We start from the raw sequence: 13,275 nt of genomic DNA, 5'->3' as shown, positions 1-13,275 counted from the left end.
CAGAAGCCAGGTGTAATCGTTCGGGACTTTTGTCCAAGATTGATTGCCTCATGAGTAAAATTCGCGGCGATTGTATAGCCATCTGAGCAGAGATTTCCACTCAGATGGCTGTTCGTTAAGGTTTGGTTTATGCCAGCAGAAAACGATTAGCGCAGGGTCGCCGCGTCCGCTGGTACTTCTGACCGGGCGGGTTCCATCATCACCGGAGTGCTTTTATAGGAGGGAATACCGCTCTTTGTGTCGTAACTGTCCAGTGGGATCAGCACATTGGCCTCGGGATAATAGGCTGCGACAGAGCCGTCGGCCATGTCATGGACCGCGATGGTCAGATTATCGAGTCGACGATGGGTAGGTTTACCGTCCGGGTCCAGCGCAATGATGTTGACCTGATCGCCCATGCGAACCCCGTTTTTCTCCGCCTCATTTTCACTGATAAACAACACATCCCGGCGTCCTTTGATACCGCGATAGCGGTCGTCCAGGCCGTAAAGCGTGGTGTTGTACTGGTCGTGACTGCGTAGCGTGGTCAGCACCAAATCATGGCATTTGAACGATCGCGGATCTTCGTTGATGCCGTCCATAAGCAGGAATTGTGCTTTACCCGACGGCGTATGCCAGACGCGTTCCGACGCGCCATTAGGTAAACGAAAACCGCCCGGCTGCTGGAGACGCTCATTAAAGTTGTCGAAGCCTGGCACCACTTTCTCAATGGCGTTACGGATGGTGCTGTAGTCAGCGATCATGCTGTCCCAGTCCACTACAGTGCCCGGCAGCGTGGCTTTTGCCAGACCGGCAACCAGCGCTGGCTCAGATTTCAGATGCGGTGAGGCGGGTTCAAGCGTACCGCGAGAGGCGTGAACCATCGACATGGAATCTTCAACGGTTACGCTCTGCGCACCGGATTGCTGCTGATCGATCTCTGTGCGTCCCAACACCGGGAACAAATAGCTGTGTTTTGCCAGCAACAAATGAGAACGATTCAGTTTGGTGGCCATATGCACCACTAAATCCAGCTTGCGCATGGCAGGGAACGTCTCCTGCGGGTCGGACATGGCTTCGGCCAGGTTACCGCCCAGGCAAAGCAGGGCATTGATTTTTCCATCGCGAATCGCCTGCACGGCCTGAACTGCGCCGTGGCCGTGTTTGGCTGGGGGTTTAAAACCAAACACTTTTTCAATGCTGTTCAGCAGGCTTTCTGTGGGGATTTCAGTAATACCCACGGTACGATCGCCCTGCACGTTTGAGTGACCGCGCAAAGGGCAGATCCCCGCGCCCTTCTTGCCCATATTGCCGCGCAACAGCAGCAGATTGGCAATCTGCTGAACATTTTGCGTGCCGTATTGATGCTGGGTAATCCCCATGCCGTAGCAAATGATTGTGCGTTCAGCATTGGCATAAATATGGGCAATGTGCTGAATTTGCTCACGCTCCATACCCGAGATTTTCAGGATGTGCTCCCAGTCGGTCGCAGCCAAATCGGCTTTCAACGCGTCAATGCCCTGGGTATGTTCTTCAATAAAGGCGAGATCGAAGATGCCCGGATTGCCTTTCGCTCTGGCGTCCTCATCCATCGCTAACAGACATTTCATCACGCCTTTCAGCATCGCGGCATCGCCGCCTACCCGAATTTTGTAGTAGGTCGAGGCCAGTTCTGTTGAGCTCAGCGTCAGCATCTGAACCGGGCTTTGTGGTGCGGTAAAACGTTCCAGCCCGCGCTCGCGTAACGGGTTGATCGCCACAATTCTGGCTCCGCGCTTTGCCACCTCCTGTAAGGTTGCCAGCATACGTGGATGGTTAGTGCCGGGGTTATGGCCAATGCAGATCACCAAATCACAGTCGTCAAAGTCATCCAGTTCCACCGTGCCTTTGCCTATGCCAATCGACTCTGGCAAGCCAACGCTGGTCGGCTCGTGGCACATGTTGGAACAGTCAGGAAAGTTGTTGGTTCCGAATTCACGGGCAAACAGCTGCCAGAGAAACGCGGCTTCATTGGAGGCGCGACCCGAGGTGTAAAATTCCACGCTGTCCGGATCGTTATAGCTGCGCAGCCGCTCGCCAATTTCGTTAAAGGCCGTCTCCCATTCAATGGGCTGATAGGTATCGCTGGCGGGGTCGTACTTCATCGGATGCGTCAGCCTGCCCTCGCCTTCAAGCTCATGGGCGTTGCGCTGCCAAAGTTCGCTGACGGTATTCGCAGCAAAGAATTCAGGTGTGGTGCGTTTGCTGGTGGCTTCCCATGAAACCGCTTTTGCGCCGTTTTCACAGAATTCAAACGAGGAGGTGTGCTTGGGATCGGGCCAGGCGCAGCCCGGACAGTCAAACCCTTCGGGCTGGTTGACCTTGAACAACGCGATGACGTCCTGCTTGACCGCCATTTGTCCACGAATAGCGCCAGCCACCGCTTTCAGGGCACCCCAGCCGCCTGCGGCACCTTCATAGGAATGAATGCCCGATGTACTCTCTTGCTCTTTCATATTGCTCCACAATCACTGTTATTCGCTTTTCATTAAGCCTGGTACAGTAATTGCGATGGTGCGTGGGAACAGTGATGTAAATGTCAGGATAACCTTTGCTAAATGTTACATCGCTACGTTTAGGGTGAATAACAGGCCGATTATGTGTCCTGATCAGGCTTGCAGCGCATTCCCTCACCGTTGTCTTCGGCAGCGCTCGGAGCAATATTGCACCTCTTCCCAGCATTTCTCCCACTTTTTGCGCCAGGTCATCGGTTTCTGGCACTGTTTGCAATAGCGAACCGGCAATGACTGTTTATTGCCTTTACATGTTTTCATTTATCGCTCCTTTGCTCAGGTGACGCATTAGCATAAAAAGTATAGACGCCGGGTAAGGCAAACTGCGTGACCTGATGCTGGTAGGGCTGATTGACTTTGCGGCAAATAGGATCAGAATAGCCTGCATCAAGGACTGCGCTACACGGAGTTTATCATCATCACCTTTCGCGACCTGTTCCGCTTCAACGCGGTGGTAAAAACTGGCCTGTTAGCCGCATCGGCCTTGCTGCTGGTCAGTTGTGCCTCTGAACCGCCTAAATCGCTGGTTACGCCCTTCCCGCCCGTCAGTAAACCGTCGCTGCCTTCACAACCGGTGCAACATCATGAACCGGTGCGCGGCGTCTGGCTGACGACGGTTTCACGGCTTGACTGGCCACCGATCGCCTCCGTGAATATCAGCGATGACAACGTGCGCGTCAGTCAGCAAAAAAAAGCGCTGACCGATAAGCTGGATAAGCTGAAAAGTCTGGGCATCAATACCGTGTTTTTTCAGGTTAAACCAGACGGCACGGCCCTATGGAGATCAAAAATCCTGCCCTGGTCAGACATGATGACCGGAAAGATTGGTCAGGACCCGGGCTTCGATCCGCTGCAGTTTATGCTCGATGAGGCGCACAGGCGCGGTATGCGGGTACATGCCTGGTTTAATCCTTATCGTGTCTCGGTGAATACCAAACCTTCAACGGTGGCTGAGCTTAACCGCACGCTGTCACAGCAGCCTGCCAGCGTGTTTGTGCTGCATCGCGACTGGATTCGTACCTCGGGGGATCGCTATGTGCTCGACCCCGGTATTCCGGATGCCCGGGACTGGATAACCAGCATCGTGGCAGAAGTGGTCAAACGTTATGACATCGATGGCGTGCAGTTTGATGATTACTTCTATGCCGAATCACCGGGTTCTGCCCTGAATGACAGCCAGACCTTTATCAAATACGGTCAGGGTTTTGCGTCTAAAGCGGACTGGCGCAGGCACAATACGCAGTTGTTAATCGAACAGGTTTCTCACACCATCAAGCAGCTCAAGCCGAATGTAGAATTTGGCGTCAGCCCGGCTGGCGTCTGGCGTAACCGCTCGCATGATGCGGCAGGCTCGGATACGCGCGGTGCGGCGGCTTATGATGAATCCTATGCGGATACGCGCCGTTGGGTGCAGGAAGGCTTGCTGGACTATATTGCGCCGCAGATTTACTGGCCCTTCTCGCGCAGCGCCGCCCGCTATGATGTGCTGGCAAACTGGTGGGCTAACGTGGTGAAGCCAACCAAAACCCGCCTGTATATCGGCATTGCTTTATACAAGGTTGGCGTGCCGGCTAAAAATGAGCCGGAGTGGACGATTAACGGTGGTGTGCCGGAGCTAAAAAGACAACTGGATCTTAACGATTCCATCCCGCAGATCGATGGCACTATTTTGTTCCGGGAAGATTACCTGAATCAGCCGCAAACCCAGCAGGCCGTTAACTACCTGCGCAGCCGTTGGGGCCAGACAAAGTGATCCATACCAGGAGCGTCCCCGCATGCACACCGGCGCTGCAGACGTTGACGGCCCGTCTGTCAGCCGAGCTGTTGGCAATCACCGGCGACGACGGGACGCATCACTTTACTCCCTCAGACGATGCGCTATGGATACTGGCCACCGATGATGCGGATAACCCTGTTGGCTGCGGCGCATTGCTGCATGTTTCCCCTGATACGGCCGAACTGAAACGCATGTTTTCCACCCGACAGCGTGCGGGAACCGGCGCGGCGCTGCTGGCAGCCATTGAGCAGCTTGCCCGGCAGCGGGGCTATAAAGCGATTCGGCTTTCTACCCGCGTCATCAATACCCGCGCAGTGGCGTTTTATCAGCGTCAGGGTTATCAGGAAACCGACCGCTATGGCGTGTATGTGGAAAGGCCCGCCTCGGTTTGCCTGAGTAAAACATTATGATCATTAACAATTATTTTACTAATTTGCCATAAATAGCACTTTTGTCAGCACCGCTGTTTTTTCGTGGGGTAAGATACGTCAACAAACGTAAAGCCGCCTATACGGAAATCCTCATGTCTGATTACTCCAGCGACGTAAAATCAAACCCGCCGGGCCTGGCCCCGACCGTTGACGACAGCCAGAAGATTCTGGTGTCGATTCTTGGCGCGGTGGCGGTTTCCCACTGCTGTAACGATTTTATCCAGGCCATGTTGCCGTCGATTTATCCTTTGCTGAAATCCAATTTTTCTCTCAGCTATGCGCAGATTGGCCTGATTACGCTTATTTATCAGATGACCGCCTCGCTGTTGCAGCCCTGGATTGGCCTGTATACCGACAAACATCCTAAACCCTGGCTACTGCCCTCTGGCATGGTGGCAACCCTGTTCGGCATCGGACTGCTGGCAATAGCCCCGCACTTCTCCGTGGTGTTGCTTGCTTCGGCGCTGATCGGCGTGGGTTCCGCAACCTTTCACCCTGAAGCCTCCCGTGTGGCACGCATGGCATCGGGCGGGCACTTTGGTACGGCGCAGTCCACCTTTCAGGTCGGTGGCTATATCGGCACGGCCTTTGCGCCTTTAGTGGCCGCGATGCTGATTATTCCGCATGGGCAACTGGCGGTGGGCTGGCTGATGTTGATTGCGCTGTTTGCGGTCATTGTGCTTTCCGGCATCAGCCGCTGGACGGTTAAGCACGGCCATGCACACATGAAAAAACATAACGTCCAGTCACTGCGATCGCTGTCCCCGCGAGATGTGAAACTGGCGTTGTCGGTGGTCGGTGTGCTGCTGCTGGCAAAATTTACCTACATTGCTTCTATTAGTAACTACTACATTTTCTATCTGGTTGAGCGTTTTCAGCTCCCGATCCCTCAGGCTCAGATCTACCTGTTTACCTTTCTGGCCGCCGTGGCGATCGGCACCCTGGTGGGAGGGCCGGTCGGCGATCGTATTGGTCGTAAGGCAGTGGTCTGGATCTCGTTTCTGGGCGTTATCCCGTTCTCGCTGCTGATGCCGCATGCCAATCTGTTCTGGACCGCCGTGCTGACCGTCTGTATTGGTCTGGTCTTTTCATCGGCTTTTGCCGCACTGGTGGTATATGCGCAGGAAGTCCTGCCGGGCCGCACCGGCATGGTGGCCGGGATTATGTTTGGCACCATGTTTGGTATTGGCGGGATTGCGGCGGCGGCGCTGGGGAAATTTGCGGACTGTTACGGCATCACCACGGTGTACAACGCCTGTGGCTTTCTTCCACTGCTGGGCTTTGCCACCTTACTGATGCCCGATACACGTCGCGTTAAATAACGGCACAGACAGGCAGCGTGCTGCTGCCTGTGCGTTTTGAAGCGCCCGTTTATCCCGCAGCCTGTGCATTTTATTGATAAAGCAAACGAGCGTTTCGCTAACCTGTGGTGCAGCAAATATGTCAAGATAACGCCAACACACTTTGCGGACGCATCGCATGTTTTCCATTCCCTTCCCTGTTATCACGCTTTTGGCACTGCTGATTTTAATGATGTTGTTGATGGTTTCCGGGCGGCGCGAATACCGCGGCGCGATGCTTTTTATCGCCGCCTCAGCGCTGCTTATCGCGCTGGGCATCATCAGATGGGAGTGGCATTTCGCCCTTTTGAAACCCTTGCAGGCGCTACTGGCAACCTTCTTACCGGCTGTGGCATGGTCTTGTTTTACCGATCTCACATATTACTCGCGTGCACGTCGCCTGAGACTGGCAACCCTTCCTGTATACGGTATGGTGTTCATCCAGCTGTTTCTTCCCGCGCTAACAGATTGCCTGCTTTTTATCCTCTACGCCGGGTACGGCATTGCACTGCTGCGTACGGCAGGAAACGGAGCCGATTTCTTTTCAATATCACGCTTTAGTAAAGCTTCTCTTACGCAGAAGATGATGCTGGCCGCAGGATGCTTCCTTTGCTTTTCGGCCCTCGCCGATGCGGCAATTAGCCTGAGAATAGATATCGCGCCCGGGTTGATTGCCGTGTTTCAGGGCACACTACTGGCGAGCGCGTCTCGGTGGGATACCAGACCGCAACTTCAAAAGGGCGTTGGTTTTCGCCTATTTTGAGTTGTCGAAAGCCGTTACTGGCTATAACAGATACGCTGAATAACAAAACAACTGCCGGCGGGATCAGTAAACGCATAAACATAATTAAGACTCCTGATGTGGTAGAGCCTTTCTTGTATCAGCGCCGTCAATGATGTGCGTCCTCAAACGCGATCGCGTACCTAAAATTAACTGTTTAGGTTAGAAATTGTGCCTGGCAAGGCTGCAGGAACGTGCCCGTAAATGGAAGGAATGATGGGCAGACTCCGCATCGTGATGTTATTACCCCACTGGACAGACATTAGGCGTAAAAAGGTGCGCCTTAGCGCGTAAGAAGCAACAAATCAGCACTGTAGGAGTGATTACCCCTTGCCTTTAACACTGCTGATTAATGTTTGCCGCGCGGACGTCGAGCCGAGCCGTTCGGCCTCATCCGGCAATACCTGCCGTTTATTGGGCTGAATACGCATGGCGGCGTGATCTTTGCCTATCTTGGCGGCATCGCGCTGCATGTCTGGACGATAAAGGGCTATTTTGAAACCATCGACGGTTCGCTGGAGGAAGCGGCTGCGTTGGATGGTGCGACGCCGTGGCAGGCGTTTCGACTGGTGCTGCTGCCCTTGTCGGTGCCCATTTTAGCGGTAGTGTTTATTCTGGCGTTTATCGCTGCGGTGACTGAAGTGCCAGTGGCCTCGCTACTGCTGCGCGATGTCAACAGCTACACGCTGGCGGTGGGAATGCAGCAATACCTTAACCCGCAAAACTATCTGTGGGGCGATTTTGCCGCCGCCGCCGTTCTCTCTGCGATTCCTATTACCCTGGTGTTCCTGCTGGCGCAACGCTGGTTGGTGAACGGCCTGACCGCCGGTGGCGTGAAAGGCTGATCTTGTCATTCTTATAAAGACCAGATGATAAGGCGCACTCTGGCGGCCAGTGGCCGCCTTTTTTAGTCGTTATTTACCAGATCGTCGTAGACCGCACGCAAACGCATACGCAGATACAGCACTGCTTTATGCTTGCGCGACAGCAAGGTCTGAACACTGATCCCGGTTGATTGTGACAGCGCTTTATAGCTGATCCCCTGTAGCTCCGTCTGGTCAAACACCTCAAACTGAGCGGGCGGAAGTTCGGATAATGCCTCTTCCAGCGCGTCCCAGAGCAGTGCTCTGAGGTAATCATCTTCAGGCGTTTGCGGAAGGCCAAACAGGGTTTCAGCCAGTTCATTTTCTACCGCCTCCTCCTCGTCGTTTTCCCTGAAGACGGAAAGCGGCAGTTCCCGCTTCTTACGCGCCCGGTCCGTCATTTAATTACGCGCCGCCCGAAACAGCCAGGCGGAGATATTCTCAACCGGCTGTTCCACACCCATCAGCTGACAGGTAATTTCCTGCAAAATATCCTCAGCCTCATCGCGTGCTGAGGTACGGGCGCGAATAAAAGAGTGGAGTTTTGTTCTGCAGAGCGTAAGCGCTTTTATCCATGATGAGGTTTGCGATGCGCTGGCCTTCATCGTTTACTCAGTCCGGGCATCATGGCTGTCATTGGGAGACGGCGGCTGTTCGTTCCGGGCTTTATCCCGGCAATGGTGTCCCCGATGACCAAAACCGTCACGACGTTGCTTCATAAATGCGTCTCGTTGTTCTGGTGTCATCTGCATCCAGCGCTCATGCATACGGCGTCGGGCATGGCCAAACATCCCCGGCCTGATCCCCAATCCGCCAAACAGAATCCGGCAAAGTAACAACAGCCCCGCAGCCTGCCAGAAACCGATCGTTTTGACCCCAATAATGGCGGGCAGTAAGGCGTTCCATAGTGACATGACCAGCAGACACAGCGCGACAATTAAAACGACACCGACGATCAATGGCTTCGCCAGTCGGTTTCTGCCCATACCACGGGCATGACGGAACGGGTGGTTATCAATATCTCTCATATCAGGGTGACCTCATCGGTAATTAACAATCCTGTGTGATGAGGTAGACGAATGAGGCGGCAAAATATTGCTGACGTTTTGAAAAAAAGCGGCAGAAACGGGATGGTTGGCACGCTCGCGACTAAGCAGTCGGTGATGACAATACGGTGGCGATGTCTTCATCATGACCCAATGCAGCACGTCGGTTATGTTTGCTTATCGTGCAGCCATGCGCCCTTTTCAACGCACTTCGTGCGCTCCCCGCTCAATTGTTAGTTTTGTGTTGATATTTTGTATCTGGATTTCACAACCTGTAAGCAGACACGAAAAACCTGCCATATTTCAGCTCAAGTGTGGCTGAAGCTTTCATAAGCATCTGATTAGCAAGAAAAGCCAAATTCGTTAACTCGAAAAGGTATTTTATAACTTTTGCCGACAGTCCTTAACATGCATGCGTTAATCGAACCCATGGCGAATTAATAAATCGATGGCGCTTAACAGGCGCGTGATGCTGTAAATTCAGATACTCAGGAGCACGAAAATGAAAGCACTTGTTCAGGATATTTTGTCTATCTTTTCTCCTCAGACAGTAAGCCCTGTTTTTATCCGCACTGGCTTATCCCAGGAAGAAAAAAATGCCATCAAGCCGATGGGCGTGACGACCGTGACCTGGGCAACCTCGATGGAAGAAATCACGGATGCACTGCTGCGCAAAGCGACTGAGGCCGGTGCGGTCGGCTATCACATCACCCACGTCGATTCCCATAAGCCGGGTAATGACCAGCAGCATATTCTGGAAGCGACCGCTACCCTGTATTCGCTTGATGAGAAGGCATTGCAGAGAGCCTGATTGTGACCGATCAATCTTCGCAACGCGTTATTCTATGCCCTGACCCCTGCTGTTATCATCGGCATTAACAGCAGGGTTCACGCCTTTTTTTCTACTCACGCTCATAGATTCCATTATTTACAGCCCATGACTTATCTTCATATTGCACCTGTTAGTTTCACTTTATATGTATGCTGTAACTAAAGGCGGTAACCGTCATCACCAATAAATTGTTACGCTGCTTTACGCACGCGTTTGCCAATCAGCCACTATAGTTTTCACCAGACTGTTAACCGAGCGCAGACAATGAGGTTTTTATGAGCAAACTCTTTTCCCCCTTCTCTCTGGGTGAGTTAACCCTGGATAACAGGATCGTTATTGCGCCCATGTGTCAGTATTCGGCCGAGGAAGGTCGTGCGACCGCCTGGCATCGTATCCACCTTGGCCATCTCGCCCTTTCGGGCGCAGGCTTGTTGATTATTGAAGCCACCGCCGTTGAAGATATTGGCCGAATCACTTACGGCGACTTAGGCTTGTGGAACGATGAAACCGAAACCGCGCTGGCTGACGTCCTGCACGATATTCGCCACTATTCCGACATGCCTATCGGGATTCAGTTAGGCCATGCCGGGCGTAAAGCCTCCTGTACCGTTCCCTGGGAAGGTGGCAAGCAGATTGCGCCTCAGGATGGCGGCTGGCAAACCCTTGCCCCCTCTGCCCTGTCGTTCAGTGACGGCGAGCATCTTCCGCTGGAAATGCAGGTCAGCGATCTTGAGCGCGTTAAAAATGCCTTTGTCGCGACGGCAAAACGCGCCGTTCGTCTGGGGATTGAATTAATTGAAGTTCACGCCGCCCATGGCTATCTGCTGCATCAGTTCCTTTCCCCGTTATCCAACGTACGGAGCGATGAATACGGCGGCTCGCTGGAAAACCGGATGCGTTTTCCTTTAGAGGTGTTTAACGCGGTGCGCGAAGCCGTTCCGGCAGAGATTCCGGTTGGCGTGCGGATTTCAGCCAGCGACTGGGTAGAGGGTGGATGGGATGTCAGCCAGTCCATCGCCTTCTCAAAGCAGCTTGAATTCCTGAACTGCGCCTATATTCACGTCTCCAGCGGTGGGCTGTCTGAACAGCAGCAGATCAAGGTCGGACCAAACTATCAGGTTCCCTTTGCGCGCGATATCCGCCAGCAAATTGGTATTCCGGTGATTGCGGTGGGATTGATTACCGAGCCGCAGCAGGCCGAGGCGATTTTACAACAGGACGAAGCCGACCTGGTCGCACTGGCCCGTGGAATGCTTTATAACCCGCGCTGGCCATGGCACGCCGCGGCTGAATTTAGCGCCAACGTCAAAGCACCGCCACAGTATCTGCGCTCAGAACCCCACGGGGTAAAAGGCACGCTGAAACCAGACGAATAACCTGTACGGGCCGCAACCTGGTTGCGGCCTCAACGGTAGAGTTGATGATGGCACTGCAGCAGCGCCAGATGAGGCCCTGACAACGGCTGACGTTGCGGTGTAAAAAACTGCGCAGCCGGTGCCATCGAACTTTGAGCCAGCACCACCTGCTCTGCGCCCTGCAGCCAGGCATCTTCTACCGCCGTACGCACACAGTGAAGATATCCCGCCTCATCACCCGCTTTAAATCGCTGCCAGGCATCCGGGATAAGCCGTACTTCAGGCGTCCGTCCGTTAGTGCAGAACAGTGCCCGTGTTGCGCCGAGCGTGGATTCAGCGGCACAAAGCACCACCGTTTTTTTCTCATTGCTGTGCACAGCTTTTGCCAACATGCCGTCGGTACGCCAGACAGCACAGGGTTTTTTGAGCGGAAAAAACGCGGCAGAAACCGGCCCAAGCGTTGAACAGGTGATCAGAATGACATCAAAATGCGGTTGCAGATCCTGTAGCAGCATCACCAGCCGATCGTAAAGCCCTGCCGTCAGGCCACCGCTGGTTTCGGCTTCCGCCAGCAGGTGCGGCATGACCAGATGGCTGAGCTGCAGATGCGTCAGATTAAGCTGCCGGGCAGCATCGTCAAAGATGGCGATATTGCTGGCGGCGGTATGTAAGCAGGCAATATTGATCACGTGTTGGCTCTTAGGCTAGAAAACGTTCCCCATCATGCCATGCGTTTATCCGGACACCAACACCAGGCTTGCGCACGCAGAGATGTCCACTTTGACAGACGTGGGCATTGCCTGACGAATCCGCTAACCATCACGTCCGCTATCGCTGTTTAGTCGTTCATGCTGAAAGTTCGCGGCGCAGTACGACGCTTAACAACGAATCCCGTTGACCTCAGCCATCATGAAAAAGAATGCCTGCGGTAGAGGTAAAAGCAAAAGAATAGCGGGGAAATTGCGTTAACAAGATCGGGCATCAGAATGGCAGTTGCTGTAGTGCCTGTGAAAAATTCCGTGGCTTAGCCGTTGCGCTGAGTTTTAAAAAAAACCGATGTGAGTCGTAAAACTCTGTTGGTTACAGGCAAGAATTCACTTTATCGACAACGTAAATGAAAATATGCCATGCATTAACGTTTAATTGATTGCCATAAAATTAACGTCTGGCGACGATAGTGCGTTGCGCTTTGCTTCGCATTAACTGAAACAAAGCGCCTGTAACGCGCGAAACTGAAAAGGCAGGCGTTAAGGTTGCCACGCGCCGTGCTGAAGCACGATCCGATAACCATCGTTGTCCTGAAAGGTTGCGCCGTTTTTCTCCCAATAAGGATTAAACGCGGTGACTCTCACAAAGCCTGCGCGCGTCAGGTCTGAGCAGCGCTGTTGCCAGTGGGTTTCATCCGGCAGATAAAGCACCAGAAGATCCTCGGCTGTCGAAGCCGGTTGTACAGGATGGTGATGACATTGGGTAAATTCCAGATGCCATGACAGGGTTTTATCGCCCAACATCACCCCGCTAAAACCCTCATGATCCGTGAATTCTCCCATGCGCGTGAGTCCCAGACCGGCACAATACAGGCTGCTGCTTGCGGCTACATCGCTCACGGGCCGCGCAATACGCATTTGCTGAATATTCATCACTTCTCCTTGTTGAGTAAACAGGCTATTAATACGCCATTCAGATGACTTTACAGTGAGGTTTGTAGTGCATCTTCAGACCGAGCGTTTGTTGCTCAGAGCTATGCGCCCTTCCGATGACAAGGATCTGTTCAGCATTTACGGCGACCCCGCGACCAATACGTTTAACCCCGCAGGCCCTTATCCTGACCTGGCCCACGCGCAAAAGGTGCTGGCCGACAGACTGGCGTCGTTTCAGCGTTATGGCTATGACAGCTGGGCGATAGCGACCCAGGAAGCGCCAGAGATCATCATCGGCTTTGGTGGATTAAGCGTGCGCACCTATGGCGAAAGGACCGTCAACAACCTTGGCTACCGCTTCGCCACCCACGCCTGGGGCAAAGGGTTCGCTACCGAGTTGTCACGCTTCGCCGTTGACTATGGTTTTGGCGAACTGGGGCTGGAGACGATTTCAGCCTCGGTAAGACGCCCTCATCAGGCCTCAATACGCGTGCTGGAAAAAACCGGTTTGCGGTTTATCGACGAGATCTATGATGTCGACAATGCACCACCCAGCCTGTTTTATTCGATTAATCAGAAAGCGTGGCAAGCACTGAGGGCGGCGGGCAACACCCCCAGCGCCAGAGAGTAATAGCAGTTGTTCAACTGCTGAAACGCAGATTCTTAAGGCTCGCGCAGT

The 13,275-nt window shown here is 53.5% G+C and carries 12 protein-coding genes and 3 pseudogenes; 8 read left to right on the top strand and 7 right to left on the bottom strand.

Features of this window, described 5'->3' with window-relative positions:
- Positions 1–146: 146 nt before the first annotated feature.
- Both NR177_RS07585 and NR177_RS07580 read right to left on the bottom strand, forming a co-directional pair.
- Positions 147–2,474 carry an FdhF/YdeP family oxidoreductase gene (locus tag NR177_RS07585; RefSeq protein ID WP_256852590.1) on the bottom strand — a complete coding sequence of 776 codons (2,328 nt, stop codon included), beginning with the start codon at positions 2,472–2,474 and terminating at the stop codon, positions 147–149.
- A 174-nt stretch (positions 2,475–2,648) separates the two neighbouring features.
- Positions 2,649–2,792, bottom strand: a complete 144-nt coding sequence (locus tag NR177_RS07580; RefSeq protein ID WP_074181021.1) for a DUF2256 domain-containing protein — start codon at positions 2,790–2,792, stop codon at positions 2,649–2,651.
- A gap of 190 nt (positions 2,793–2,982) precedes the next feature.
- Between NR177_RS07580 and NR177_RS07575 the strand changes: the two genes are divergently transcribed.
- The 4 genes from NR177_RS07575 (at position 2,983) to NR177_RS07560 (ending at position 6,842) form a co-directional block, all read left to right on the top strand.
- A complete protein-coding gene (locus NR177_RS07575; protein WP_256852589.1) occupies positions 2,983–4,284 on the top strand; it encodes a glycoside hydrolase family 10 protein in 1,302 nt (433 codons plus the stop codon).
- Complete coding sequence (locus NR177_RS07570) at positions 4,281–4,718, top strand: GNAT family N-acetyltransferase (RefSeq protein WP_256852588.1); 438 nt, start codon at positions 4,281–4,283, stop codon at positions 4,716–4,718. Before NR177_RS07575 ends, NR177_RS07570 begins: the two co-directional genes overlap by 4 nt.
- A gap of 113 nt (positions 4,719–4,831) precedes the next feature.
- Entirely contained in the window at positions 4,832–6,061 is a 1,230-nt protein-coding gene (locus tag NR177_RS07565; RefSeq protein ID WP_256852587.1) for an MFS transporter, read from the top strand.
- A 157-nt stretch (positions 6,062–6,218) separates the two neighbouring features.
- Positions 6,219–6,842, top strand: coding sequence for a hypothetical protein (locus NR177_RS07560; protein WP_256852586.1), 624 nt, complete (start codon positions 6,219–6,221; stop codon positions 6,840–6,842).
- A 341-nt stretch (positions 6,843–7,183) separates the two neighbouring features.
- On the opposite strand, the pseudogene NR177_RS07555 reads toward NR177_RS07560, so the two are convergent.
- Positions 7,184–7,264, bottom strand: a pseudogene (locus NR177_RS07555) (hypothetical protein); the annotation flags it as partial.
- On the opposite strand from NR177_RS07555, the pseudogene malG reads away from it, so the two are divergent.
- A pseudogene (gene malG / locus NR177_RS07550) lies at positions 7,262–7,705 on the top strand (maltose ABC transporter permease MalG); the annotation flags it as partial. The pseudogenes NR177_RS07555 and malG sit on opposite strands and share 3 nt — an antisense overlap.
- Before the next feature lie 62 nt (positions 7,706–7,767).
- On the opposite strand, the pseudogene NR177_RS07545 reads toward malG, so the two are convergent.
- Both NR177_RS07545 and NR177_RS07540 read right to left on the bottom strand, forming a co-directional pair.
- Positions 7,768–8,328: pseudogene (locus NR177_RS07545) on the bottom strand (RNA polymerase sigma factor).
- Positions 8,329–8,331: 3 nt separating this feature from the next.
- Positions 8,332–8,751: a hypothetical protein gene (locus NR177_RS07540; protein ID WP_063879577.1), complete on the bottom strand. Its 420-nt coding sequence runs from the start codon at positions 8,749–8,751 to the stop codon at positions 8,332–8,334.
- A gap of 520 nt (positions 8,752–9,271) precedes the next feature.
- On the opposite strand from NR177_RS07540, the gene NR177_RS07535 reads away from it, so the two are divergent.
- Together NR177_RS07535 and NR177_RS07530 are read left to right on the top strand one after the other, a co-directional pair.
- A complete protein-coding gene (locus NR177_RS07535; protein ID WP_063879575.1) occupies positions 9,272–9,580 on the top strand; it encodes a DUF1471 domain-containing protein in 309 nt (102 codons plus the stop codon).
- A gap of 296 nt (positions 9,581–9,876) precedes the next feature.
- The gene (locus tag NR177_RS07530; protein WP_256852585.1) at positions 9,877–10,977 is read left to right on the top strand and encodes an NADH:flavin oxidoreductase/NADH oxidase; all 1,101 of its coding nucleotides are present in this window, start codon (positions 9,877–9,879) and stop codon (positions 10,975–10,977) included.
- 29 nt (positions 10,978–11,006) lie between these two features.
- Here the strand turns inward: NR177_RS07530 and NR177_RS07525 are convergent, their stop codons facing one another.
- Positions 11,007–11,645: a glutamate racemase gene (locus NR177_RS07525; RefSeq protein WP_372340334.1), complete on the bottom strand. Its 639-nt coding sequence runs from the start codon at positions 11,643–11,645 to the stop codon at positions 11,007–11,009.
- 558 nt (positions 11,646–12,203) lie between these two features.
- Positions 12,204–12,596, bottom strand: a complete 393-nt coding sequence (locus NR177_RS07520; RefSeq protein WP_256852584.1) for a VOC family protein — start codon at positions 12,594–12,596, stop codon at positions 12,204–12,206.
- 67 nt (positions 12,597–12,663) lie between these two features.
- On the opposite strand from NR177_RS07520, the gene NR177_RS07515 reads away from it, so the two are divergent.
- On the top strand, positions 12,664–13,227 hold the full coding sequence (locus NR177_RS07515; protein ID WP_256852583.1) for a GNAT family N-acetyltransferase: 564 nt from the start codon (positions 12,664–12,666) through the stop codon (positions 13,225–13,227).
- Positions 13,228–13,275: the final 48 nt, after the last annotated feature.

This window comes from Pantoea sp. Fr+CA_20 (genome assembly GCF_024520835.1).
GTDB lineage: Bacteria > Pseudomonadota > Gammaproteobacteria > Enterobacterales > Enterobacteriaceae > Pantoea > Pantoea allii.
Note: the sequence above shows the minus strand (reverse complement) of the source record. Positions and strands in the feature narration are given on the sequence as shown.